Here is a 25470-nt window from a genome sequence, read left to right on the forward strand (position 1 = left end):
TTTTATTATTTTAGGGGCATAGTTCAACGGTAGAATAGAGGTCTCCAAAACCTTTGGTGTGGGTTCGATTCCTACTGCCCCTGCCAATTAATTTTATGGCGATTGTGGCGAAGTGGTTAACGCACCGGATTGTGGTTCCGGCATTCGTGGGTTCGATTCCCATCAGTCGCCCCATTGTTGGGGTATAGCCAAGCGGTAAGGCAACGGATTTTGATTCCGTCATGCCTAGGTTCGAATCCTAGTACCCCAGCCATTTTTGCGGAAGTAGTTCAGTGGTAGAACACCACCTTGCCAAGGTGGGGGTCGCGAGTTCGAACCTCGTCTTCCGCTCCATGTATGACGGCGGCATAGCCAAGTGGTAAGGCACGGGTCTGCAACACCCTTATCACCGGTTCAAATCCGGTTGCCGCCTCCATATTTTAACTGTTAATCGGTTTATCCGATTTTTTTTATCTCCATTATGCCGGTGTGGCGGAATTGGCAGACGCGCACGACTCAAAATCGTGTTCCTTTGGAGTGTCGGTTCGACCCCGACCACCGGTATCATCAAATTAATAAAAATTAAGAAAGCTCATAAATCTTGATATAACAGGGTTTATGAGCTTTTTATATTAGGGGAATTGCAACAGGTTTAGAAAGAGAAGGATTCTTTTTGAAGAAAAGGTCAACGAGAATAAAAAAAGTATAGAAAATTCATTGGAAGAGAATAGTATGAGTTTTAACATAGAAGTTACTCATGGGTTTGAATCTCCAAAGGAATCATTAGAAACATAATTAAAACAAGAATGTTTATATTAGCATTCTTGTTTTTTTATGTGATAAAACATTGTGTGTCAGAACGTTCGCTATGATAGACTAAGCAGTTATGTTTATGTAAAACAGGTAAATTTGTTTTACAAATTTTACAGGGCTTTAGAGGGTAATAAATATCTTTACAATATTTTTCTATAAAGGTTGTGCCATTTTAGACGCCTGAAAAGAATAGGTTTATCCTATAGATTTTAGGTAAAAGACAAAGACATCTGTTTCAACATCAATAATTTTTTGAACTTTGGTGGAGAGAGAATATTTTCTTTTATACATTGATTTTTAGATTTCTATTTTTAAGATCTTTCATGGACCAATAAAACCCTACGAGTTGCATCTTCTAGTTGATTGAAAGTTAACAATCAACTAGAAGGTGCAGTTTTTATATATGTGTTGAGTGATGGACTTGATGTGGATGTAATCGATAGCACAAGAGTTGTCATTTTACTCCACTACATTTATATAATCATAAACGTAATGGAGTAAGTAGAAAAAATACGGTTATGTGGAAGAAAGAAGATGATAAGAGTAAAGAGACTGTTAGAGCTTATGACTGTGTATAGTAGTAATACAGGAACAGTATTAAAGGATTGTTCACAATGTAAAAGAGGAGGAAGTGGTAAAAGGGATGCGTGTAAAAAAATCAAAGTATCTTCTTTCCTATAAAGAAGAGGATGAATATCTAATTATTAATATTTATACGAATCAAATTTACGCACTAGATAAATTTAGTTCATTTATTTGGGAAGAGTTTGATAAAACACCAATAGTCTCTGATATTTCCAAATTAATAGCTAAAAGGACAAATGAAGATATTTTAATTATTCAAAAGGATTTAGATGGATTTTTAAATTCGTTGTCAAAAGGAGGTTTAATTAAATTTGTATAATATTTTATATTTATACAAAGAATTAATATTTTTAGATTTCCAAATACGGAGAAAAGGTTTTGATGAAGTCTTTAGACGCTATATAAAAAAATATACTATAGAGGGTTCTAAAGAGATTTTTACTGAGGAGAATTCTGAAGAGATTTTGGAGTGGTTTATTCTTTTAGACCAAGTTTGCTGTTGGTATCCTAGGAAAGCAGATTGTATACACAAAACGTTAATTGGTTATAAGATACTTCAATCTAAGTATGGTATACCAGTAAACATGGTAATAGGGATAAAAAAATTTCCCTTAGAGGCACATGCCTGGATTCAATATCAGGGCCACAATCTATTTGAAGAAATGGAAAATCTTGATTCGTTGAAAGTGATTATAGATTCAAACTCGTATATGAAGGGAGTTGAACTTAGGTGAATTGGTATGTGTTTGAATTTATGGATAATTCGGAGGGAGAAGTGGATAAAAATGGACATCTTAAGATCAACAGTAAATCAAAAGTAAATTATTTCAACACATCCTCACAGAACTTTGTTTTGAAAGCAGCATATGCTCAAAATACGACCCCATATGTGTTTTTTGAAAATAATGATGTGTTAATAGTGGGAGACATTGTGATATACAATATTTTGAATCATGGTGTATATGAAAATGTTGATTGGACTGAGCAAGAATTACTCACTAATTTAATTTCCCTTTATAACACATTTGGTTTGGATTTTGTGAAGCGTTTAGATGGCGAGTTTTCATTTGTTCTATTTGATAAAAAGAATTTAACATTAATGGCCTGTAGAGATACCTTGGGGGTAAAAAGGCTCTTTTATTTAAAAACCGATACAAAATTAGTAGTTGCGAGCGATATCTTTCTATTGAAAAGTTATCTAAATACACCTGAGTTGAACGGTGTTTACTTTCAAGAATATCTAAATGCAAAAGGAATTGTTGATTCCTATTTAACGCCATATAAAGAGATCTTGCGTTTACCGAGTGGGAATATGTTTGTTTATGAAAATAAGGAAATTAACCTAATAAACTATGTGAATTATGATGAATTATTTTCTGATAAATGGATGATGAAGGAGACAACTATAAATCGGGAAGCGTTAATTGAAGAATTCGAAAGTATTTTGAACAAAGCAGTTTTGAGGAGAGTACGGAAAAGCGAGCGAAATACGGTGTTATTAAGCGGTGGCTTAGACTCAACTACTATTTTTAATGTGTCAAAACGATTGGGGCATAGATACGGAGAAATTAATTCGGTAAGCGTTGTTTTTGATGAATTAAAGGAATGCGATGAAAGTGCATATATAACGGAATTATTAGAACAATATAATTCTAAAGGTACTTTTCTAAATTATGATTCAGTATTGATGTATGAAGATCTTCGGAATAATATATTACGTTTTGACGAACCGTATGCTACTGCTCCTACATGTGAATTTATTTCTCCCTTAATAGAGTCAAGTGTGAACAATAATACATATAGTATCCTAACAGGTTATGGTGGTGACCAACTTTTAACGAATCCGCCGTATTTATTAAGAGATTACGTTAGAGAAGGAAAAATAAAGGATATGTTCGGCGATTTAACTAAATATTGTATGTATACAAATATGTCTGCTTTTAAAGGATTACGTGAGTACATCATTCAACCACATCCTTTTAGTAGAACAACTAAAAATAAACGGAATCATGCTAGAAATTTATTGCATCAAATGTTAAATGCAAAAGCCAATCATTATATGGATAGGGCGATAGGTGGCTTTTATGGTGCGGATATAAAACATCCTTTTTTAGATAGGGAGTTAATTTCTTTTATGATTAAAATCCCTAGTCATATTCTCTTTGATCCTTTCTACACGAAAAAAATTTTAAGAGACTCTCAGAAAAATAAGTTACCTGACAGTATTCGACTGCGTATAAATAAAACATCACACATTGCTCATACATTAAAGAGTATAAGGAAAAATTGGAATTCAATTTATTCTAATGTAAAGTCACCTTTAGTTGTCTCAAAGTTAGGTCTTTGTTCCGAAAAGTTTTGGGAAGAAAATTTATATAAGTGGAGAAATGGTTTGTTGATAGATGAGGCTTTTTTATTACTGTTCTCCATTGAAGTATGGATTATGCAAGAAGTGTAATGAATCAATATTAATAAGGAGGCTGTTAGTGTAGGTGTATTGTGCTATTTCTAAGGGTTGCAGGAGGAAATAATTATGTTAATGACATATAGCAAACCAATGCTTTTAGATAGTGGAAATAGTTCGGAAATCATTAAAGGTCAATGTGGCTGGGGTAAAGAATTGCCATTTTTTGATGAAACAGGTGCTGTAAAAGGTAGTTATAGAAGACGTAAATATAGAACCGAACCATGTTATGGTCCTGGAGTTGTAAATATATGTTACGTTTGTAAGACTGAAACGGTTAGTTGTTCTGCAGAAAAAGATGACTGCTAACTTATAAATAGGTTAATACCAAAACTATTTTATTTATTTCGATGTTAACTGTAATTAATGTTCTACTTTTTTATTACATAAAAGTTGTAACAGGAATGTATAGTCAAGAACAGGTTTTGGTGAAGAGTCTACGATGAATCGTTATGGTTCTATAGCAGAAAATAAATACAAAAACTAAATTTGCCCTATAGTAATAGCACAATACTCCTACAAAATGTGAAATGAACGTTTTCATATTTTTCTAACTGATAAATAAAGTATGACACTAATTTTCGGGATTGTATTTTTGATTTTCTTTTTTTACAATTTGACAAAATTAAGAAACTGCATTGATTTTCAGCGGAGATTTATACAGATTGAGCAAATAGATTTCCTGGAAAAGGGAAGAACATATTTGATTTCGGATGAAAATAACATTTTTGATAACTTATATGTTTTGAATGCTTTTTATCGTAGAATTTCAAAAAAGAGAGAAGTTATTTTGATAAAAGTGTTATTTGAAAACGATAACGAGATAAAAGTCGAACATTTGATGAAATTAAATCAATTGCAAATTGAAGAAATTCCAGTATTACTATATATGGGTGAAAAATATTATTGGGAAGATATAATGAATTTTTCTTCATAAGGTAAATCTCTTTGAAACAATATAAAATTTTGTGTGTATTTTACTATTAAAATCCTTGTATATTAAAGGATTTTAATAGTGGCTTGAAAGAAAAGGAGTTGACTGAATATCATTATTGTTTATCTGGTTGTAGCAATTATTTTTCTAAAAAACGGATTCAATAAAGTTTTTAAAATTTATCATTATTACGTGGCGATAAATGAAAAAATAACAATATCTCCGATATTCGTAAGCATTTTAGTGAGTTTAGATGTGCTTGTAGGTATCTCCTTATTAATTCAATTTGTGAATGTTTACATATGTATGACCGCTGTAATGTTGCAATTGTTCAATCTTTTTTTACTGTTTAAACCTTCTAAAGGAGGAAAGACACGTAACTGTGGTTGTTTTGAAAACATACCTATCAATATAAATATAAAAAATTTAGGATACAATTATGTGAAATTCACATTAACTTTCTTAATTTTTTTAGGAGAGATACTATGATTTATATTTTTTGTTATGGTTCTGCTTTAGTATTGATACTTTCTGGGATTTCTAAATTAATCTCACATTCAAATACAAAGCAGTTTTTTTTAAAGTATATTCCTATCAATGATATTTTAATTACATTTTTGGCATTGTTATTCCCATTATTTGAAATTGTAATAGGTGTCAGTTTGTTTATTTATGCTCACCCTATACTTTATATTAGTGCCTTATCTTTAATTTTACTCTTTATAATTATTAATTCGTATGCACTTATTAATAAGATAGAAGAGGACTGTAAATGTTTCGGCAATTTAATTCCAACTAAGACAGGACTGGGTGGCTTAATACAAAGTCTATGCATGTTTTTCAGTATAGTGCCACTACTCTATTTTGATAAAGGTAATATGAATATACTTGACTTTGGCAATATATTTTATCTCGTACCTGTTCTTTTATGGTTCATCACTTTAATAATTATTAGAAGAAACGTAGAGGTGGTGTAACGATGGACATGGAAATTTATTATGCTTTCGTCATCATTTCTTGTGTATTAATGCTTAGCATTTTGATTTCATTAAGAACTAGACGAGTGCTAAATGTAGAAAAATGGGGACCGATGGAAAAAAACGTTTTTCCGTTGATTCCATTGAAGAATAAACAATTTGAATCTGTTAAAGTTCAAGATATTATGAATGAGATTAATGTGCAGACTTTAGTATTTATTGATAGTCAGTGTTCTGCTTGTAAAGCAACATTAAAAAAACTCAATTTTTTAATTCCTGTTAAAAAAGAAAAGTATATTTTTATAGCAACGGATACGATAGAAAATCGGGATAACCTGAGCTATTTAGAGGATGAATATATTTATTTTATAGAAGAAGAAATTCTTTCTAATCAGTTAAAAATAGATGTCTTTCCAATGTATCTAGTTTTGAATACTAATAATTTTGTAGTAGAGAAGAAAGGAATCGCAAGTTTAGAAAATCTTTTGGATGTGAATGACTATGAAGTTGAATGAATTAAAATTCCATGAGAAAGATCGACCTGTTAGAGACTTTTTCTATTCACAGTATTTTTATTTGAAAAATATTTGGAGAGAACAAAAGAGCATATTTCTTTTTTTAACTATTTTAAGCATAATAACTTCTATTATGTTACCTTTAGAAATTTTGCTACAGAAAAGGTTGATAGATCAACTAACGGTGGTGCAGAAAATTCCTAATGAATTGGGGTTTGTGTTAGTTCTCCTTGTAGCAATAACGTTTCTTAGTCTATTTGGACAACTATCTGGAAAAATTCAAGATTATCTATTTCGAAAAATTTCTTTAAGAGTGAATTATTTATTTAAAGCGATGTTAAACAAAAAAGTAACTAGCGTTTCTTTAGAAAACTTTGAGTCTAGCTTTTTTTACAATCAAGTGAATCTGGCAGCCAAAGCATTGGAAGGAAATGGGTTAGGTACAACATATTCTTTTTTGCAGATCATTACAAGTGTATTTTCGTTATTTTCAGTTTTTGCGATTTTAATGGCTATTCATTGGACATTACCTTTAACTGTGCTTTTATCAACAATTCCCGGGGTTGTCATTGTTTTTTTTAGCAAACTTAAAAATTATAAAGTTGAAAAAAACGTTGTATTTAAAGAAAGAGAGCTTTCTTATACAGAATCCCTTTTTTTTGACAAAAGCTATTTAAAGGAAATTAAAGTGTATACATTGAGTGATTATTTACTGGAAAAATGGAAAAAACTTTATTTTTATACGATGAACAAGAGACTTGAAGTGACAAAGTGGGAACTGAAAAATAGTGCAGTGATGATACTATTTGTAGGAGTTATCAATACAGGTGTATCTGTATTCTTTGTTTATCAACTAGTAGAGAACGCTTTAACAATAGGGAGTTATGTGGCGTTAACTGCAGCTATAATTACTTTACAGGGCATTTTTGCTCAAATTGGTGCACATATAGCTTCTATTTTTGAAGCAGCTATTTATAATAATGCATTAATCAAGTTGTTGAAAATAGAACATTTTGATGACGAAAAGAGAGAAGAAATTAATTCTATTGAAACGATTGATATTAAAAATGGCACTTTCAACTATCCTTATTCTGATATTTCAGCTTTTTCAAAATTGAACTTTTCAATACGAAGAGGAGAAAAAATTTCGATTGTAGGTGGAAACGGTTCAGGGAAAACAACACTCGCCCATTGTTTAGTAGGATTATTCAATTTGACAGAAGGAACGATTTTAGTAAATGGAGAAAATATGACCGACATTGATAAATCTAGTTTACATAAACAAGTTGCTGTTGTTTTTCAAACATTCCCTAAATATATGTATTCCTTAAGAGAAAATATTGGTTTTGGCAATGTAGATGACATGGAGAATGACCAGAAAATATGGGATGTCATAAGAAAAGTAGGATTGGGACATAAATTATCAATCCATAATGTTGACTTAGATACTTATTTATCTAAAGAAATGGATGGCGGAATTGATCTATCTGGGGGAGAATGGCAAAAAATAGCTTTAGGACGAGCGCTAATGAAGGATGTTAGTTTGATTTTGTTGGATGAACCTACAGCGTCATTAGATCCTCATTCAGAATTAAAAACACTTGAATTATTTGATAGCATGACAGATGATAAAACAACGATTACGATTACACATAGAATCGGACCCACGAAATTATCAGATAAGATTATCGTAATGGATAAGGGGAAAATTGAAGAAATTGGTACTTTTGATGAATTAATAAATAATAAAGGATTATTTTATCGTATGCATCAAGCCCAATCCAAATGGTATGAGCGAAAGGAGCATTTTCATGAAACCGTTGAAACTACATGAGACACAAAATATGAAAGAAACCCCATTAGTAGTGATGAAAAATGTGTCAAAGGAATTTCAGTCAAAGGATTTTATTGTACAAGCACTAGATACAATCAATTGTGAAATTTACCAAAACGAAATCGTAGCAATAATGGGTACGAGTGGTTCAGGGAAAAGTACATTACTTAATATTTTAGCTGCTTTAGACAAACCTACACATGGGGAATTAATGTTTCAAGGTGTACCAATGATTGAGCAATTTCAAGAACCGATAGCATCGGAATTTAGAAAACGAAATATAGGTTTTATATTTCAAAATTTTAACTTATTAGATGAATTGACGGTATCAGATAATGTGGCTCTGCCTTTAATTTTGCTAGATGAGGACTCTAAAAAAATTGCGCAAAAGGTGAAAGATGTTTTAACAAAAATGTCAATTAGTGATTTAGCTGTGAAGAAACCACATGAATTATCTGGTGGGCAAAAACAACGAGTGGCTATATCACGAGCGATTATTGCCAATCCGCTATTATTACTGGCAGATGAGCCAACAGGGGCCTTAGATGTGAATACAACTAATGATATTTTAACAACACTTGTTCAATTGAAAAATCTAACAAATCAAACAATTATATTGGTAACACATGATCCACATGTATCGACTTATGCTGATCGTGTACTATTCTTTCATAAAGGGAAATTAGTAGATAGTTATATCAATCAAGTAAATAGCGATAATTTATCGATGATTTTTGACAAATTTAAAAACATACAGAGGAGTTATCTCAATGTATGATTTAAAGAATATTGCTTGGAAACTTTGTAGAGCTGCTAAAATACAAGTAATCATTGCCATACAAGTTGTAGCACTCGCTGTTTGTTTAATTGCAACAATGTTGATCTATGTTGAAAATGCACGAACAGAAATGGAAGACAATATTCGTAACTTGTATGGGGATGTGGATATTTCTGCTGGTTATAACCTTTCATCTAGTCAAGAGTCTAGTCAATGGATTACGAAAGAAAGTTTTAATCAGATTAAAACTTTAGAAGAAGTCGAGCTTGTGGAACCGATTTTACTACAATTTACATCTATTGATAAGATTGAAGGAGCCTATACATTAGGTGTTACAAATGGGCATTTAACAAAAGGATTTTATCATTTGAACGACATACCGAAAGATAATGAAGTTATTATTTCACATTCGTTATCAAAAACATTAAATAAGTCTGTTTCAGATTCAATTATGGTAAATGGTAAGCCGTTTCTTATAAAAGGAGTGCTATCTCCTAATGAATATGGAGAAGATGCGCCTATTCTCTATATGGACATTGATTCTTTGAAAATTGTAAGTAGTATTCCATCGGATGTAAAAGGCTTGTTTGTCATGATTAAAACAACGGATGTGTGGCAGACAGCTACTGTATTACATCAATTTTTCCCAAATATACGTGTAGATATAACGAAAGAAACGGACTGGGTACAAGCAAATTTAAATTCCTTACTCGTTTTCATCATGATGTTAGTGTTTAGTATTATCATTATTAGTGGTCTATTATTGAAGTCCACTTTTTCATTATTATTTAGTCGTTTACAAGCCCAATTTTTCGTTTTAAGAACAATGGGAGCAACGACAGGGCAACTAAAAAAGATTGTCAACTATCAATCGACTATCATATTACTAATAGGTGTGGGGACAGGCACAATCAGTAGCCTTTTGTTGCTAAAATTCGTTGTCCCATCTTTGGTTGAGATGGTTGGCTTACCACAAGCCCATTTTAACATTCCTGTTGTCTATTTTTCAGCAATTTTACTTGCTATTTATTTCTTACTCTACATGTTTGTGTTTGTTCAAGTAGCGAGGGTAACTAAAATATTACCTTTAGCAATGAAAAGAAATTATGAGTTTAAATCATATCATTGGACGAAATGGAAGACCGTACTTACTTTTATAGTAGGTGTGATGTCCTTACTTATTCTTGCACAAGGTATTTTGCAAAATGATGCAATTCAATCAATTATTCTCATTTTTACTGGAAGTGTATGTATCATAGGTTGTCTATTCTTTTTATTCCCATATATGATAGTATACACATTGAAAAAATATTCTTCCTGGATTCATCGCTATTTAGGAAACAAAGCGCACTATGTAAAAATTCAATTCATCCCTAATTTAAGTAACTATGTTCCTGTTGTTTGTATATTAGCGATTTTGATTATGATTATTACGTTTAATGGTACATTTTTGAAATCTATTGTACAATCCGAGGAAACAACGATTGAAAAAACCTATCCGTATGAAGTAGCGATTGATAATCCTTATTTTGAAAATATTTCTTATAATGATATAGAGTTATTGCGAAAAAAAATTTCAATAAAAGAAATACAATTAGATAGTAAGGGTAGTTCTTTTCTCACTAATAATGGTGTTAATCTGAATTATTTTGCCAAAGATTTTGGTGGAGCAGATAGAGTTGAAATTACAGATGATGTAGCTGATAAGTATGATTTAAAAATAGGCGATGTTTTAGAAGGCGATTACTTAGATAGACGGTCAAATGAAAAAGTCATTCGTTTAAGAATTACTGGAATTGTTCCAACTGAAAACAAATATAAACAACTTTTTGTTGATTGGAATTCCCCTTTGATTAAAGATGTTGTAACAATTGATAAAATCCATTTAACTTTAGGTAATGGCACAACATTAGACGATCTCCAACAGACGATTCATGATTGGCCAACGTTAAAAATTGTGGAGCGAGCTGTTCTTTTAGAGCAAGCCTCGGAATGGTTTTATCAACGATGGGCAATGTTCATGCTCATTTTGACTGCTTTAGTAGTAGCGAGTTGTACTGGTCTAGTGCAAACGATTTTTCATATAATCTTTAAAAGAAGAGACCAATACAATACACAACGTTTAATCGGGCTTGCCCCAAAAGAATTAAAACAGGTTATTTGGTCTGAAGTTCTCTTTATTGTCACTATCGGTTTACTACTTGGATTAACAAGTGGCATGTTTTTAACAAAGTTAATCATGCAAATTGACGCAGATGGGCCAATAGAATGGGATTTCTTATTTATATTTAGTTCAAGTATAGGTACAGCGATGATTATTTTAGTATGTTGTCGACTATATATTGCTCGATTTGTAAAACGGAGTGTTATATAGAAATGTTCGTGTCAGATAACAGAATAATGTATATCTTAGTACATTCAGATTACACGCTTATGCAAGAGCTTTTAAAAAATATGTTCACTATGTATAGACCGTCTTGGGTAGTTGATACCATTAACTTGTTGAGTGAGGTTGTCATAAGGATAAATGCCAATAAAAAATATGATGTTGTGTTAATTGACACATCTTATAAGCATTTTGTTCACTATATACCATATTTAAAAAACCTCGAAACAATGAAATGCCAAATTGTTTTTATGACAGATGAAAATATTGGAGAGATTCATTACTACACAAATAATATCTTGAATTGTAAGGTAATAAATAAAAATATGACGATAGAACAACTAGTTCATATCATTGAAGGAGACTCAATAGAAATAGTTGATACAAGACGATTGGGCGGATTGAATATGTTAGAAATGAGTGTGCTCATGGAATTGGCAAAGGGTCACTCCATTGACTTTCTTTGTAACTCTCAAAAATTTACAAATACAGAGATAGAGCAATCGATTAGACATATTAATGCATATTTTGGAACATCTCATTATTTAGAAGCAGTTTATAAAGCATATACAGAAAAACTTATTTAAGGGAACGTTAAGTGGCACTTTACGCTTACGTTCTTTTTTTGAACGTTTATGTAAAAGAGAAGATTGAAAATAGGCGATTATCTTTAAAAATATACTTTTTAGGATATTTTTAACTATTTTGATGTTACATGTTTTATACTAGTGATCAAGGAGGTGATGAGATGGAATTTACTGCAAAAGAGGAAATGCTAGTAGATTTTTTTGAACATAGAAGACCGTTAACACAGTTAGATAAAATTAAATTAGTGTATGGATTTCGTGTTGTTACAAGCGAGTTAAAAAAATTTTTGATTATTTACGGTATAGCTATAGCGTTCGGTTTATTTTGGAGAATGTTACTGGTTCAAATTGGATTTCTATTGGTGCGTCAAGTAGCATATGGTGCGCATTGTTCATCATTTAAAACGTGTCTTATTGTTAGTTGTATTTCATTTCCGTTCATCACATGGCTAGCTGTAGCATTGCCTATCACTTCACTCGTTGTTTGGGGGGCGTTTTTGCTAGGAGCTGTCATCTTATTGTTTATTGGTCCAGTGAGTTCTAAAAAAACAAAAGTACAGGGTGAAGCTCATCGAACATTTTTGTTTAAAAAACTGTATAGCAGACTTATTGTGTTGGGGGGACTACTCGTTATTTTTCCAACATCCATAAGTGTATTTTTCTTAGCAGGATTTTTGAAGGGGATTGTTTTAGTGGTTATTGCAAAAATAGGAGGATCTCATTAATGAAATTTATTATCGACAATATTATTGATTATTTATATAATTTATTCGTTAAATTGGCTGACTTTAGCTCTGTTTATATGTGTTGGGGAGCTTTAGGAGAAGAGGAGTTGCCACAAGAATTAAATTTCAATAAATTTGAAAAAAATACATAAATATTCTAAGATAGATATTGATTATATGTTATTTTGGAAGGATCATGTTATTCGTATGTGGAGTATATCCTATTTAACTTTGATTATTTATCAATTTTTGATATTAAGTATTTTACCGTTATATTTTAGCAAAATTGCAATAACAAAAAAAATGATATTGAAGATTTCTTTATTAATAGTTTCGCCATCAGTAGTGTTTTTTGCTTTTATAGGTGTCTATGCTATGGCGTACATCCTATTAGTGGAAAGTTTCTTCGTCTACCGGCAAACAAAGCGTTGGCGGAATGTGGCCCATGTGCTGTTTACGATTGTTTTAGTTGTTTTGGCAGATCATATTTCTTCGCTTGTCGTGTATCATTTATCGAATGGCATGGATGCTATCATCACTTCTCCATTGGTACAACTCATTTTTTCGATGAGTATCCTATTTATATTGGTGCTTGTCTACATAAAGTTATTCGATTATTTTGTTAGATGGTATGTGTTTAAGCAATACATTATACCTGCAATGATTCCCTTGATGCTTATGACGATTGTCTTTATGTATACTGATATTGTGTTGATGGATGGTACATCGTTTATCAAAAGTGTCCAACATAATTTGTTCTTTTTTGTGATTTATTTGATGATCTTTATCATTATTATTGGTTTCTTTGTTTACTTAGCTATTAAGAACATACATATTAAACAAAAGGAAATGGAATTAGAAGAATTTAATTCATATGTGTCTTCGCTTGAAGAAATTAATAGAGATATGCGTCAATTTAAACATGATTATATGAATATTTTAACATCAATGCGTCATTTTATAGATTCTAAAAGTTACTCAGAACTAGAAACCTATTTTTATCGACATATTTTACAAACTGAAAAGAAAGAGCAAGCGCATGAAATATCCTTTTCGATGCTTAACTGTTTAAATATAGCTAGTTTAAAAGGACTTTTAACAACAAAACTTATTCAAGCGCAAACGTTTCACGTTCCAATGTACATTGAGATTGTCGAAAAAATCGATAGAATAGCATTGGATGAGATTCAATTAAATCGTATGTGCGGCATACTATTGGACAATGCGCTTGAAGCCAGTAAACATGCTACAGAGCCTTGGATTCGATTAGCATTTATTCGAATGGAAAAAGCTGTGTTAATTGCATGTATGAATACATTTTCATCCAATAAAAGTTATGAGTTAAAAGTGCATGAAATTTTCAAAGAAGGCTTCTCGACAAAAGGAGAGGAGCGAGGCTTGGGCTTATCTATATTACGTCAAATGGTAGATGCATCTCCAAAACTTCGTTTAAATACAAAAATAAATGGCAATTTATTTATACAAGAGTTGTTTATTGAGGAGGAGGGGGTGTAAATATGAAAGTGATTATTTGTGAAGATAATGTTGTACAATTAGAGCATATCAAAAAAACCATTAAAAACTATGCTATGATGGAAGGGAACGGGATTGAAATTGTACTTACAACTACAAACCCTAATGAAGTCATTACATATGAAAAAGCAGATTGTTATTTTTTGGATATTGATTTGAACCATGAGGTGACAGGGCTTATGTTAGGGGATATGATTCGCCAACGTGACCCATTGTGCAGTATTATATTTGTCACAACCCATGCAGAAATGACCTATTTAACGTTTATGTATAAAATTGCTGCGTTAGATTTTATTATTAAGGATCACACAGGTATGTTACAGCAAAAAATATTAACAACACTAAAAGTTGCATATGAAAAGTATATACAAATTGGCCAACAACAATCACCTTCACAGATTCAAATAAGAGCAAATGGTTATACAAGGAATATTGCTATTCAGGATATATACTTTTTTGCGGCATCCCCAAAATTACATAAAATTATATTACATTTAGAAAATGAGCATATTGAGTTTTATGGTCGCTTAAAGGATTTTAAGGAAGCACATACATCGATGTATCAATGTCATAAGGCTTTTATTGTGAATAAACAAAACATTGAATTTGTAGATCATAAGGAACGAGTTGTATATTTCAAAAATGGTGAAACTTGCTTTGCCTCTGCACGACTTATAAAGGGGTTAAAATAGTTAGACATCCACCTAGTAAAAAAACTTATGCTTACTTTTTCATCGATATAACAAGGATTGTGAGTTTATTTTGTATGACTGAACTCGCAATCCTTTTGCTTTAGACGTTCCTTATAAATGTGTGAAACAACCTTTGTTAAATGTGCTATATACTCTGTTGCTTCAATCTATACTACTACGGATAAGAAATGTTTAAAGATACTATTCTAATCACCATTAAACACTGTATTATAATAATGAAATAGTTCTATTATTCTTCCCATATCCAAATTGGCTGCTGAAGAACGATGGAAGTAAAATGAGGGTTGATTCTTTTAGAATTCACTGTCATCTCGTTGCTAAGAACAATCACTGTTAACTTCTCGTCATTGAGCCGTGCTATGACGGAAACGACTTAGATAGGAGATGACTTATTTGAATAGACCCTCCATTCGGAAAGTCTGGAAAGTATTGTGAAATTGGATTATCTAGGTTTAAAAGTCCTTTTTCTTCTAGTTGCATGATCGCTACAGCAGTGAATGTTTCTGAGTGTGGTTGGGCTATTAGGTAAATCAGTGTCTGCCAAACCGTAACCTTTTGTAAATAAAATTTTACCTTTCTTTGCAATAAGAACGATACCTTGAAATTTTTTATTTTTTAAGTATTGATCGATTTTTTCAGCCATACTTCCAATAGATTACTATGATTATTACGTCCAAAATTACTATAGACACTATGACAATAACAAGGGTAGAAATAAAGAAATTCTTGGAAATTTTTCGTGTATATAACTTTTGATTTATGTAATCTGTTAAACAAACCTTATTATAAGTTTTACAAAATATATAATTGTTATTAAAAATATCAACTCATTTATAGTAGGAGAAATTTTGTTAGCAAAAAAGATTTTAGCAAGTAAAGATAAATAAGATTCAAAAAAGAAGCCACTCTATGAGATAAAAATGTCTTTATAGAGCGGCTTTTTATATAATCTCTAAATTTTTACGATTAGTTCATGCTCTGTTCATTTAACAATTTTAAGCTATGAGTAATCAAAGAAATGGAGGGGTTAGTGATGAATCTTGCCTGGAAAGAAATGAAGAAGAATAAAGTACGGTTTTTAATCTTGGGCTCCATTATCTTCCTAGTTAGTTTTTTAACGTTTATTATCTCGGGTTTAGCAAATGGTCTGTCACAGGATAATGCAGCTTTAATTAAGGATTTACCGAAGGGACAATTTTACATGGCTGAGGATGCAGATGGCACATTTAATCTTTCAAGAATCGATAGCGATCTGCAGCAGAAAGTCATAAGTAAAGAAAAAGAGGCAGTAGCTTTTTCGATCCAGATGGGCTTTTTAAATGATCAGGATGATAAACAACAAAGTGTAGCCTTTGTGACATCAACGGAATCTACACTTTTTAGCAATGTGCATCAAGACGAGTTGCTTTTGGATAGCTCACTACAAGATAAAGGAATACAAGTTGGAGATATATTAACGAATAATCAATACAGTGGAAAGTTCATTGTAAAAGGTTTTGTAGAGCAAAAAAAATATAGCCATGCTCCCGTTGCTTATATTAGTGAAGAGGCTTATCAGGAGATGTATCGGGTAGCTGATAAACAATTAATTTTTGTACCAAATAGTGAGCCAAATGATATTAAGGGATTGCAAGCATATAGCAATAAAGAGTTTCTCAATACTATCCCTAGTTATAATGCGGAACAATTATCTTTAAATATGATTATATGGTTCTTAGTTGTCATTAGTGGGATGTTGTTTGCTATTTTCTTCTATATGATGAATGTGCAAAAAATTGGCTTGTATGGCATTTTAAAAGCGATTGGATTAAAAACAAGTAAGCTATTTAAAATGATCTGGACACAGATGGCTATTATTACAATCTTTTCACTTGTGGTATCTGTCAGTCTTAGCCAGCTATTTAATATAGTTGCTCCTAAGGGGATGCCATTCACTTTAACAATAGGCACTACAACACAGTTATCCGTTGTATTCCTCCTCATAGGCTTTATTGGTGCGACCTTGTCAGGAATGCAAATTAAAAAAATTGAACCGTTACAAGCAATACAGCAAGGGGAGGCTTAATCATGACGTTATTTACAATTGATGAAGTACGAAAAACGTTTAAGAATGGTGAAGTCGAGGAAGAGATCTTAAAGGGCATCAATCTTTCTTTAAATGAAGGAGAGATTACAGCATTGGTAGGTGCTTCTGGCTCTGGGAAAAGTACATTATTAACGATCGCTGCAGGACTACAACCAGCAACAGATGGGCAAGTGTTATTTGAAGAGCAGAATCTTACGACGATGAAAACCGACCAGGTACGAAAATTACGTGCAAGTAAATTCGGTTTTGTTTTTCAATTTGCACATCTCGTTCCCTTTTTGACAGTGGAGGAACAATTGCTATTAATGCTAGATGTAGCTGAATCTCCATTAAAAAAGAATGAACAGAAATATGAAGTCAATCGGCTATTGGAGTTAGTTGGAATGGAACATCGTAAAACTGCCTATCCTTCCTCCTTGTCAGGGGGAGAGAAGCAACGTGTAGCAATTGCACGTGCTATTATTCATCAACCGAAAGTATTGTTTGCTGATGAACCAACGGCTAGTTTAGATTCACAGCGCTCTAAAGAGATTATGTTGTTATTAAGAACATTAACAAAAACTTTAAATATAACAACATTATTAGTGACGCATGACGAAGAAATGTTGGCATATACAGATCGTATTATTAAAATGAGCGATGGTGTCGTATTATAAAATAAGCAAGGCTCCCATTAGAAGGGAGCCTTGTGAAACATTAGGTTAAACGTGCATTACGACTCACTTTACAAACCATTCTCATTAACGCTTTGTGTAAAAAAGGAAAAATAGTAAAAACAACATCCAGTGTTTTGCGCATTGGCATTGGACAAATGATAGGCTTATTTTGATGAACACCCTCTATAGCCATTTTTGCAATTCGCTGAGGTGAGATCATTTTTTGCTGCTTTAATTGTTTGGTGATAATGGATTTATCCATATGAATCGCCTTTGCATTATCGAAAATTGGTGTATCCACAAACGTTGGACATAGAGTGCTCACCTTAATCCCGAATTCCTCAGCCTCATAGTGTAGAGAGGTTGTTAGTCCTATAACAGCATGTTTGGTAGTAGCGTATGCAGTAGAAAAAGGAGAAGGTCCTAACCCTGCAGCAGAGGAGGTATTGACGATATGACCAAAACCTTGTTTTTTCATAAGTGGGTAGCCTATTTGAGTCCCATAAATGACACCCCATAAATTAATGGCCATAATTTCCTTCCAATCCTCAATAGTCATTTCACCCATCTCCCCATACATAGCGATACCAGCATTATTAAACAGATAATCTATACGGTGAAATTCTTCAAATACATCATGAATGACAGAAGTTACATTTTTGTAATCGGTTACATTTAAATGTACAAATTTTACATTGGCGATATCCTTATTTAACTCTGCTTCTAACACACGACCCTCATGATCTTGAATATCAGCAATAATGACAAATATATGTCGAGCAATTAATTCTTGGCAAATAGCCTTTCCTATCCCTGAAACACCGCCAGTAACAACAGCAATCTTTCTCATCTTTAGGACCTCCCGATTTTGTCTCCTTCGACTTTATAAAGTTCAATGATAGAGCTATATTGCTGTGCCACTAAATCAGCACCTTTACTATTCAAATGAACACCATCTAAAGTTACATGTAGCCCTCTTTTTTGAGATAATTTATCGATACGTAAAGGACTTTTGTAAAATAAAACATCCAGTAGGACTCTTATTACATTCGTATTAATAAAGCCTGAGCACTCCAAATGTTCTAAATGATCTTTAAAGAGATTTTGCATATTTACAAAATAAACATTGCCAGATTTCATTGAAATAGACTCCATAACAGACGTTAATTGTGTTATTTCTTTGTTAGAGGGATTTTGAAGATCTTCTCCTACTAATGCTGGAGATACTAATACAACATTTTTGGAAGCGTCATGTGCTTTCTCTAATACCTTGAGGCAGTACTCTTCGAATTCAATGTGATCCTTCGCCACAGGCTGTGCTTGCACCTTTAATAATTTTGAATAGACGTCATTGACGCCTATCCAAAGAATAAGGAGATCATAGGAAGATTGGAGCGGCATTTTTTCCAAGCGAGTAAATAAACTTTTAATCGTCTCGCCTGGATTTCCAAGATTATCGAATGAAATATGAGGATATTGATGTTTCAAGAGATCATAAAATGAAACGCCTGGACGACCTTCTGTTAAGCTATCACCTATTAAACCTACTTTCATTTAAACCCCACCTTTTTTAATTTCTTTTAAGAAAATCGTTATTGCCTGTTGAAAGAGTGGTTCTAATGATTTCAAGTTATGAGTATTGGTCAGCTGACATAATCCACCTAGCCATGTGCCAAGTAAGACGGTCCATGTATCTACATTGCCATGAACAAATTCGTTTTGGTCGATGCCCTCTTGAAGAATTGCTCGATAAGCATTCATTGGCGTAATAGCTAAATTGAATAACTGTTGTATTGAATCAGGACTTGATTTGGGATTAGATGCCAGTTCCTGACCGGACTTTAGTAAGGGTGTTTGATACTCATAGAGGACATGCATGGCCATACCATACAATTTATCTGTTGATGTGGTGTATGAAGATTCTTGTTGCAACCATTTGTCATGCCAATTTTTCATCGATTGCTGCGCCAAAAGCACAAATAACTTTTCTTTATTTTCGAAATGATAATAAATATGTCCTTTACTATAACCAGAGGCTTTTGAAATATCACCAACAGATGTCTGATTATAGCCATGTTGAGAAAATAATTGGATGGCATGTTTGATAATCTCAATCTTTGCCTTGTCACTGTCATAGCGTCTTTTACTCAATGTTGTACTCCTTTAATGTTTTGAACAATCGTTCTAATTTAATTATACATAATTTTCTAACTAATTAAATACATAAATTTTTTATTTGGAATATTGTCAAATTTCTAAAGTTGCAGGAAGGGAATTCCAATTAATTATTGAATTATTTGTTATGCTAAAAATGAGGGGGTATATGTATGGGAAAAGTGATTGGCTTTGAATTAAATAGTCAGGAACCGGAGAAAGCGGCAGCTTTTTATAGTAAAGTGTTTGGCTGGGAGGTGGCAGCTCCAAAGTGGGATTATTGGGCAGTTATGACTGGGAATGAAGACAAAGCTGGAATTAATGGTGGCATTGGTAAAGGACCAAGCGATTTTCCGCATGGTACAAGAATTCAAATTGAAGTGGAGGCAATTGACGAAGTCATTGCACAGGCAAAACACAATGGTGCTACTATTTTGCGTGACAAAATGGCGTTTGATGATTTCTATCTAGCTTATTTGGTCGATCCGACTGGAATAGGAATTGGATTAATTCAATATAAAAATAACGAATAAAGTCTCTTTTAATAGAGGCTTTTTTCATTTTAAGCATATGGGTACGTCTTTATGGGTATAGAATCGAAGGAGGAGGGATAATGTGAAGAACATATTGAAGCTAGTATGTTTGATCCTGATAACGATTGGTATATTACCGAAGGAAGTGCAGGCAGCCAGCTTTATCGATCTAACGGATGATACATTAACGACGGAAATTCATTATTTAGTAGAACAGGATATTGCGAAAGGGTATTCGACTAACTTGTTCAAGCCGAATGATTTTATTACGAAAGCACAAGTAGCTGTAATGCTAACACGTGCTTTAGGATTAAACACGATCCATGTGCAAAATCCAAACTTTCAAGATGTAACAACCACTCATAAATTTTATAAAGAAATTGCGGCTGTGCAAAATAAAGGTATATTTGATACTGCCCATAAATTTCATCCAGATGCACCGCTTACTAGGGGGGAAATGGCGATTGTGCTAAATAGGGCCTTTCAATTAAAAGGTTCAGATCCTTATTATTTTACAGATGTGAGTAAGCAGACACCAGGTTATAAAGAAATTTTAACACTGGCCCATAATCATTTAGTAAGGGGCTATGAGAATGGTTCGTTTAAACCTAATGACCCTGTTACACGCGCCCATTTCTCAGCGTTTTTAGCGAGAGCAATGACTCTTTCTAAACCTAACTTGCTAAGGGACCCCGCATTTGAATATACGTATGCCTATTATTCTTTAAGTGACAATAAGCGTTATACTTTAAACTATCAATATCAGCAACACGACGGTAAAAATGATGTATGGACAGTCAAAAATGTAAGTACAGGACAAACTATCTCTGATGAGCTTTTATATGGTCATGATCGTGCATACGGACAAGCCATTGCTAGTGAAGCTAACACACATTATGATTTATATATAGAACTTCCACTTAGAATAGGTGTTGTTTTACATGAAGATGATCCAGGGGTTTCTGCAGGGGAACGAGTAACTGTAAAATCTACTGATGGTACGGTACAAGCTGGTGATGTGCAATATACGGGCGTGGTTATAGTCGAGAAAAGGTCAGAATTTAGTGATGTAGTGAAAACTTATTACTTTGTAGATGATATAGGTTTAGTTAAAGAGCTACACAATGACATAGTTGTGTTTGAATTGCTCAATAGGACAATGAAATAATGTGAAAGGAAAGCAAGCCACCGATGGACTTGCTTTCCTTATTGTTGTACAGAGATATGAAAAAAACGCTGTAGAGCTTGCAGCCATTCCTTCTCAGTGTTTGTTGTATAGGTAGTTAAAGATTGTCCTTCATAAATTCTAAATTCGTTGTTCATCATGGTATGACGGCCACCAATGGTTCGAATCATAGCAATTTTATTTTTTTGCTTGGAAAGTCGTGGTGCAAATTTTGCATCATTGGCATCGTCGTGAAAACTATAAAGCAAACGCCAACTATGTTTAGCTTGTTCCAACAGCATCCAACCATTCGCTTCATCATAATCTATTTTATATAACTCTTTACCTTCACGGTGTTGATAGCCAGCAATCAGTGGCACTGGTTTACAGGGTGCTAATGCACCGACACCTACATCCGAGATATAGTATTGTCCACTCATATTTACTAGTAATAATTGATGCATAGGAATTTCCTCTGGAGGGGTATTTTCCGCTACGTTGCGCCAAAACTGGGCATAACGATTGGTGACAGAAAAGCCAAGCTCTCGTAGAAGCCAGCTGAATAAGATATTTAATTCAAAACAATTGCCACCACGTTTATCAATAATTATTTTCTTAAATATATCAGGAATAGCGAAGGAGATACCACGATTCAAGGCAACATCTAAATTTTCATAGGGAATGGTTAATAGATGTTTAGTTTGTAGTTGTCCAAGTAGTTGAATAGATGGCTCTAACGTTCCTTGAAATTGAATATACTGTAAATAGTGCTGAATCTGTTCATTCATAAAATCGCCTCACTTCCTTATTAATAACATAACCGAAATAGTCTTAGATTACACGCATAAACTGAAGTAGGAAATGATAGAAAAATAGCTAAATAACTAGTAAGATTAATATATTAGCTACTATAAAGTGAAATATTTTACATATTAGTTAATAATATTAATGGTAAGGTAGGTATCGTATAAAGAATGAAATGGATAGAAGTGAATACATATGAGGAAATGAGTGAAGTGGCAGCTACTATTTTCTCAAAACAAATACAAGAGAAACCTGATAGTGTTTTAGGTTTAGCAACTGGTGGATCACCTGTAGGCATGTATAAAGAATTAGTGGCACGACACCAAGCTGGCCATTTATCTTTTAAGGAAGTACAAACTTTTAACTTGGATGAGTATGTTGGCATTGAGCAATCAAGTCCAGCAAGCTACTTTACATTTATGCATGAGAATTTATTTAATTTTGTGGATATACAGCCGAAAAATGTCTATTTGCCAAATGGACAGGCAGCCAATTTAGCTGAAGAATGTGCTGCATATGATAAGCGCATTGAAGAAGCAGGAGGCATTGATTTACAGCTTCTAGGAATCGGTGTAAATGGACATATTGCTTTTAATGAACCAGGCGCATCGTTTGATGCCAAGACGAATATTGTGGAGCTAACAGAGTCAACAAGAACAGAAAATGCTATTTATTTTGATGATCCATCTGAAGTACCAACACATGCCATTACAATGGGCATCCACTCCATAATGAAAGCAAAGGAAATCGTTCTCATTGCCTTTGGTGAAAAAAAGCTCGCGGCGATTGAGAAATTGAAAAGTGGTCATATTACAGAAGAATTCCCAGCAAGCCAATTATTAAACCATCCTAATGTTACAGTAATTTATGGTGGTACGAATTAGCAAAAATAAGCAAAGACTTCTTAGGATTGAAGTCTTTGCTTATTTATTTTTCCTGATAAAATAACCCCTGCTACAACGGCTAGTCCACCTATAAGCTGAAAAGAGTGCAATCTTTCACTTAGAAAAAGAACAGCGAAAATGGAGGCAAAAACAGGAATGAAATTTAAATAAATACTTGCTTTGTTCGCTCCCAGCTGTATAACACCACTGTTCCAGCAGAGAAAAGCAATGATAGAGGCAAAAATACCAACATATAAAATAGCAGCAAAGGTTGACCATTCCCAATGAATTGCTGTTGCACTAGACAGTGTTTCATAGAGAGAAAAAGGAAATAACATCATAGCCCCAAGTCCAATCGTCACTAGAAAGGTAGACTGCCCTGGTAAGCGAGTTGCATATTGTTTAATGAGCAATGAATATATGCTCCAACATAATACTGCTGCGATTACAATTAAATCCCCTTTGTTGAAAGTAAAATGGACAATCCTTGTAAAAGAGCCACCCATTATAATAAAGGCAACTCCACTCAGTGATAGAACGGTCCCTATTAACTGATATTTTGATAGTTTTTCCTTCAAAAAAATAAAGGAAAGTATGTAAATCATTATGGGCGTAGAAGAGTTCATTAAAGATGCATTAATGGACGTTGTGTAATGTAATCCAATGTAAACAAGTGTGTTAAATGCTGTAACACCTGTTAATGAAAGAATGATGACAATAAACCAATGTCTTTTCAGTAACCGCCATTCACGTTTTAATTGGTGAAATGCAATGGGAAAAAAGATAATAAATGCGACGCACCAGCGTAAAAAGGCAAGTGTTAGGGGAGGAATATCTTCACTAACGGCACGTCCAATAACAAAATTACCACCCCATAAAAGAGTTGCGAGTACTAATAATATATATGGTGGAATTTTCAAGATGCTTTAACCCCTTTATTAATTGAATAGTAAAGTTAATTATAGGCAGTCAGTATAGCAATAATCAATGCCTCTGAAGTTTTGCTATGCTAAAATAAGGACAACAAGAGGAGGAATAACTGTGAAAAGTACCGTACCATGTTTACAAAAGGGAGATTTAGTCGGTGTTGTTGCACTTTCAAGTCTTGTAGAGCCTGAAAAACTAGGAGAAGCAGTAGCTTTTTTGGACGAATTGGGTCTTCGCTATATTGTGGGTGATACGATTCATGCAAAACATGAATATTTGGCAGGAAGTGATGAAATCAGACTAGCTGATTTTCATGAGATGGTAAAAAACCCAGAAGTGAAAGCAATCTTTTGTGTAAAGGGAGGCTATGGCTCTGCCAGAATTGCTGATAAAATTGATTATGCTTTAATAGAAGAAAATCCTAAGATTTTCTGGGGCTTTTCTGATGTTACATATTTACATTGTGCGATTAATGAGTATGCCAATATGGTGACATTTCATGGGCCAATGCTGATGTCAGCTAATAAGATGGATGATTTATCAAAAAAAATGTTTTTACAGCTATTTTCCCCTATGGAAATTCAGTATACAGAGGCAATTTCTCCGCTAACAACGATTGCTGGGGGCATCACACGTGGTGAAATGATCGGAGGAAATCTTTATCGTCTTGTCAGCACACTAGGTACCAAATTTGAAGTAAGAACTGAAGGTAGGATTTTATTAATAGAGGATGTAAATGAAACAATTCCAGTTATTGACTCAATGCTTCAGCATTTAAAACAAGCAAGGAAATTTGAGCAATTAGCAGGAGTCGTCATTGGTTCATTTACACAGACAGGATCTGATGAAGAAGCACTTCATTCGTTAATGAAGGAGTATTTTACAGATTTAGGAATACCAGTCGTGGCAGGTTTTAAGTTCGGACATGAAACAACGAATATAGCCATTCCATTAGGAACAGAGGCAATTTTAGACGCACAGGAAAAGGTGTTGAAAATATTACCAGGTGTGCATGTATGATAGGGAGAGGAAATATGGATATTGAAAAAGTACTGTATGAAGCTGCGGTTGCACTAGCAGAAAAAAGATATCCCACTGGATGGGGAGGAGCTGCAGCCTTATATACCGCGGATGGGCAAATTTTAACAAGTGTCGCACCCGAGGTAATGAATGCTGCTACTGAATTATGTATGGAAACAGGTGCTATTTTAGAGGCACATAAATTGAATACAAAAGTAACGCATTCGATTTGTGTTGCTAGGGAAGATGAAACATCTAAATTTGTAGTGCTGACACCCTGTGGAGTCTGTCAGGAAAGACTTTTTTATTGGGGAGAAAATGTAAAGGCAGCGATTACGAATGCAGATGGAGAATTGGTATTTAAATCATTAAAGGAAATTCAACCTTATCATTGGTATAAGGCATATGAACAATAAAG

The 25470-nt window shown here is 33.3% G+C and carries 30 protein-coding genes and 6 tRNA genes; 29 read left to right on the forward strand and 7 right to left on the reverse strand.

Annotated elements, in window-relative coordinates:
- The first annotated feature begins 12 nt into the window (after positions 1-12).
- The 22 genes from ACHZEU_RS17315 (at position 13) to ACHZEU_RS17420 (ending at position 14802) form a co-directional block, all read left to right on the forward strand.
- Positions 13-86: transfer RNA gene (locus ACHZEU_RS17315), tRNA-Trp, on the forward strand.
- A gap of 12 nt (positions 87-98) precedes the next feature.
- Positions 99-174: transfer RNA gene (locus ACHZEU_RS17320), tRNA-His, on the forward strand.
- 4 nt (positions 175-178) lie between these two features.
- Positions 179-253 (forward strand) — tRNA-Gln (locus ACHZEU_RS17325).
- A 5-nt stretch (positions 254-258) separates the two neighbouring features.
- A tRNA-Gly gene (locus ACHZEU_RS17330) sits at positions 259-333 on the forward strand.
- 8 nt (positions 334-341) lie between these two features.
- A tRNA-Cys gene (locus ACHZEU_RS17335) sits at positions 342-415 on the forward strand.
- 47 nt (positions 416-462) lie between these two features.
- Positions 463-543: transfer RNA gene (locus ACHZEU_RS17340), tRNA-Leu, on the forward strand.
- 892 nt (positions 544-1435) lie between these two features.
- Positions 1436-1696, forward strand: a complete 261-nt coding sequence (locus ACHZEU_RS17345; protein ID WP_131521047.1) for a PqqD family protein — start codon at positions 1436-1438, stop codon at positions 1694-1696.
- Entirely contained in the window at positions 1689-2111 is a 423-nt protein-coding gene (locus tag ACHZEU_RS17350) for a lasso peptide biosynthesis B2 protein (protein WP_227744937.1), read from the forward strand. Before ACHZEU_RS17345 ends, ACHZEU_RS17350 begins: the two co-directional genes overlap by 8 nt.
- Positions 2112-2119: 8 nt before the next feature.
- A complete protein-coding gene (locus tag ACHZEU_RS17355) occupies positions 2120-3835 on the forward strand; it encodes an asparagine synthase-related protein (protein WP_404803587.1) in 1716 nt (571 codons plus the stop codon).
- A gap of 75 nt (positions 3836-3910) precedes the next feature.
- Positions 3911-4150 (forward strand): hypothetical protein, encoded by a 240-nt coding sequence (locus tag ACHZEU_RS17360; RefSeq protein ID WP_131521049.1) that lies wholly within the window; start codon positions 3911-3913, stop codon positions 4148-4150.
- Between the two features lie 307 nt (positions 4151-4457).
- Positions 4458-4778 carry a hypothetical protein gene (locus tag ACHZEU_RS17365; RefSeq protein ID WP_259955591.1) on the forward strand — a complete coding sequence of 107 codons (321 nt, stop codon included), beginning with the start codon at positions 4458-4460 and terminating at the stop codon, positions 4776-4778.
- A gap of 138 nt (positions 4779-4916) precedes the next feature.
- Positions 4917-5264, forward strand: a complete 348-nt coding sequence (locus ACHZEU_RS17370; RefSeq protein WP_404804601.1) for a hypothetical protein — start codon at positions 4917-4919, stop codon at positions 5262-5264.
- Positions 5261-5752 carry a MauE/DoxX family redox-associated membrane protein gene (locus ACHZEU_RS17375; protein WP_131521051.1) on the forward strand — a complete coding sequence of 164 codons (492 nt, stop codon included), beginning with the start codon at positions 5261-5263 and terminating at the stop codon, positions 5750-5752. The genes ACHZEU_RS17370 and ACHZEU_RS17375 overlap by 4 nt, the downstream gene beginning before the upstream one ends.
- Before the next feature lie 2 nt (positions 5753-5754).
- The gene (locus ACHZEU_RS17380) at positions 5755-6267 is read left to right on the forward strand and encodes a hypothetical protein (RefSeq protein ID WP_131521052.1); all 513 of its coding nucleotides are present in this window, start codon (positions 5755-5757) and stop codon (positions 6265-6267) included.
- The gene (locus ACHZEU_RS17385; RefSeq protein ID WP_193767369.1) at positions 6254-8101 is read left to right on the forward strand and encodes an ABC transporter ATP-binding protein; all 1848 of its coding nucleotides are present in this window, start codon (positions 6254-6256) and stop codon (positions 8099-8101) included. The genes ACHZEU_RS17380 and ACHZEU_RS17385 overlap by 14 nt, the downstream gene beginning before the upstream one ends.
- Positions 8079-8879 carry an ABC transporter ATP-binding protein gene (locus tag ACHZEU_RS17390; RefSeq protein ID WP_373565032.1) on the forward strand — a complete coding sequence of 267 codons (801 nt, stop codon included), beginning with the start codon at positions 8079-8081 and terminating at the stop codon, positions 8877-8879. The genes ACHZEU_RS17385 and ACHZEU_RS17390 overlap by 23 nt, the downstream gene beginning before the upstream one ends.
- On the forward strand, positions 8872-11253 hold the full coding sequence (locus tag ACHZEU_RS17395; protein ID WP_131521054.1) for an ABC transporter permease: 2382 nt from the start codon (positions 8872-8874) through the stop codon (positions 11251-11253). The genes ACHZEU_RS17390 and ACHZEU_RS17395 overlap by 8 nt, the downstream gene beginning before the upstream one ends.
- Before the next feature lie 8 nt (positions 11254-11261).
- Positions 11262-11852, forward strand: coding sequence for a hypothetical protein (locus ACHZEU_RS17400; RefSeq protein WP_404803588.1), 591 nt, complete (start codon positions 11262-11264; stop codon positions 11850-11852).
- A gap of 161 nt (positions 11853-12013) precedes the next feature.
- Positions 12014-12577 carry an accessory gene regulator B family protein gene (locus tag ACHZEU_RS17405; RefSeq protein WP_193767371.1) on the forward strand — a complete coding sequence of 188 codons (564 nt, stop codon included), beginning with the start codon at positions 12014-12016 and terminating at the stop codon, positions 12575-12577.
- Complete coding sequence (locus ACHZEU_RS17410; RefSeq protein WP_131521057.1) at positions 12577-12729, forward strand: cyclic lactone autoinducer peptide; 153 nt, start codon at positions 12577-12579, stop codon at positions 12727-12729. The genes ACHZEU_RS17405 and ACHZEU_RS17410 overlap by 1 nt, the downstream gene beginning before the upstream one ends.
- Positions 12730-12952: 223 nt before the next feature.
- Positions 12953-14092, forward strand: coding sequence for a sensor histidine kinase (locus ACHZEU_RS17415; protein WP_193767372.1), 1140 nt, complete (start codon positions 12953-12955; stop codon positions 14090-14092).
- 2 nt (positions 14093-14094) lie between these two features.
- Positions 14095-14802 carry a LytTR family DNA-binding domain-containing protein gene (locus ACHZEU_RS17420; protein WP_131521058.1) on the forward strand — a complete coding sequence of 236 codons (708 nt, stop codon included), beginning with the start codon at positions 14095-14097 and terminating at the stop codon, positions 14800-14802.
- A 378-nt stretch (positions 14803-15180) separates the two neighbouring features.
- Here ACHZEU_RS17420 and ACHZEU_RS17425 read toward each other — a convergent pair whose 3' ends face one another.
- The gene (locus tag ACHZEU_RS17425) at positions 15181-15303 is read right to left on the reverse strand and encodes a beta-lactamase family protein (RefSeq protein ID WP_259949915.1); all 123 of its coding nucleotides are present in this window, start codon (positions 15301-15303) and stop codon (positions 15181-15183) included.
- Complete coding sequence (locus ACHZEU_RS17430) at positions 15266-15466, reverse strand: hypothetical protein (protein ID WP_227744950.1); 201 nt, start codon at positions 15464-15466, stop codon at positions 15266-15268. The genes ACHZEU_RS17425 and ACHZEU_RS17430 overlap by 38 nt, the downstream gene beginning before the upstream one ends.
- Positions 15467-15856: 390 nt before the next feature.
- Here ACHZEU_RS17430 and ACHZEU_RS17435 point away from each other — a divergent pair, with 390 nt between their 5' ends.
- Together ACHZEU_RS17435 and ACHZEU_RS17440 are read left to right on the forward strand one after the other, a co-directional pair.
- Positions 15857-16888 (forward strand): ABC transporter permease, encoded by a 1032-nt coding sequence (locus ACHZEU_RS17435; protein WP_103119109.1) that lies wholly within the window; start codon positions 15857-15859, stop codon positions 16886-16888.
- Between the two features lie 2 nt (positions 16889-16890).
- Positions 16891-17565, forward strand: coding sequence for an ABC transporter ATP-binding protein (locus tag ACHZEU_RS17440; RefSeq protein ID WP_048391842.1), 675 nt, complete (start codon positions 16891-16893; stop codon positions 17563-17565).
- Positions 17566-17605: 40 nt separating this feature from the next.
- Here the strand turns inward: ACHZEU_RS17440 and ACHZEU_RS17445 are convergent, their stop codons facing one another.
- From ACHZEU_RS17445 to ACHZEU_RS17455, 3 genes are read right to left on the reverse strand one after another with little or no spacing between them, the layout of a single operon-like run.
- Positions 17606-18415, reverse strand: a complete 810-nt coding sequence (locus ACHZEU_RS17445) for an SDR family NAD(P)-dependent oxidoreductase (RefSeq protein WP_279496167.1) — start codon at positions 18413-18415, stop codon at positions 17606-17608.
- A 2-nt stretch (positions 18416-18417) separates the two neighbouring features.
- On the reverse strand, positions 18418-19119 hold the full coding sequence (locus tag ACHZEU_RS17450) for an SGNH/GDSL hydrolase family protein (RefSeq protein ID WP_259420062.1): 702 nt from the start codon (positions 19117-19119) through the stop codon (positions 18418-18420).
- Positions 19120-19716, reverse strand: a complete 597-nt coding sequence (locus ACHZEU_RS17455; RefSeq protein ID WP_066038296.1) for a TetR/AcrR family transcriptional regulator — start codon at positions 19714-19716, stop codon at positions 19120-19122.
- Between the two features lie 176 nt (positions 19717-19892).
- Between ACHZEU_RS17455 and ACHZEU_RS17460 the strand changes: the two genes are divergently transcribed.
- Positions 19893-20252 carry a VOC family protein gene (locus ACHZEU_RS17460; protein WP_048391834.1) on the forward strand — a complete coding sequence of 120 codons (360 nt, stop codon included), beginning with the start codon at positions 19893-19895 and terminating at the stop codon, positions 20250-20252.
- An 82-nt stretch (positions 20253-20334) separates the two neighbouring features.
- Positions 20335-21420 carry an S-layer homology domain-containing protein gene (locus tag ACHZEU_RS17465; protein ID WP_279496160.1) on the forward strand — a complete coding sequence of 362 codons (1086 nt, stop codon included), beginning with the start codon at positions 20335-20337 and terminating at the stop codon, positions 21418-21420.
- A 38-nt stretch (positions 21421-21458) separates the two neighbouring features.
- Here ACHZEU_RS17465 and ACHZEU_RS17470 read toward each other — a convergent pair whose 3' ends face one another.
- Complete coding sequence (locus ACHZEU_RS17470) at positions 21459-22205, reverse strand: arylamine N-acetyltransferase (protein ID WP_112116655.1); 747 nt, start codon at positions 22203-22205, stop codon at positions 21459-21461.
- A 186-nt stretch (positions 22206-22391) separates the two neighbouring features.
- Between ACHZEU_RS17470 and nagB the strand changes: the two genes are divergently transcribed.
- Positions 22392-23105, forward strand: a complete 714-nt coding sequence (gene nagB / locus ACHZEU_RS17475; protein WP_279496157.1) for a glucosamine-6-phosphate deaminase — start codon at positions 22392-22394, stop codon at positions 23103-23105.
- Positions 23106-23125: 20 nt separating this feature from the next.
- Here the strand turns inward: nagB and ACHZEU_RS17480 are convergent, their stop codons facing one another.
- On the reverse strand, positions 23126-24025 hold the full coding sequence (locus ACHZEU_RS17480) for a DMT family transporter (protein ID WP_103118818.1): 900 nt from the start codon (positions 24023-24025) through the stop codon (positions 23126-23128).
- 121 nt (positions 24026-24146) lie between these two features.
- Here ACHZEU_RS17480 and ACHZEU_RS17485 point away from each other — a divergent pair, with 121 nt between their 5' ends.
- Positions 24147-25052, forward strand: a complete 906-nt coding sequence (locus ACHZEU_RS17485; RefSeq protein WP_054548667.1) for an LD-carboxypeptidase — start codon at positions 24147-24149, stop codon at positions 25050-25052.
- Positions 25053-25066: 14 nt separating this feature from the next.
- Positions 25067-25468 carry a cytidine deaminase gene (locus ACHZEU_RS17490; protein WP_048391850.1) on the forward strand — a complete coding sequence of 134 codons (402 nt, stop codon included), beginning with the start codon at positions 25067-25069 and terminating at the stop codon, positions 25466-25468.
- Positions 25469-25470: the final 2 nt, after the last annotated feature.

This window comes from Lysinibacillus sp. S1, assembly GCF_044986265.1.
GTDB lineage: Bacteria > Bacillota > Bacilli > Bacillales_A > Planococcaceae > Lysinibacillus > Lysinibacillus capsici.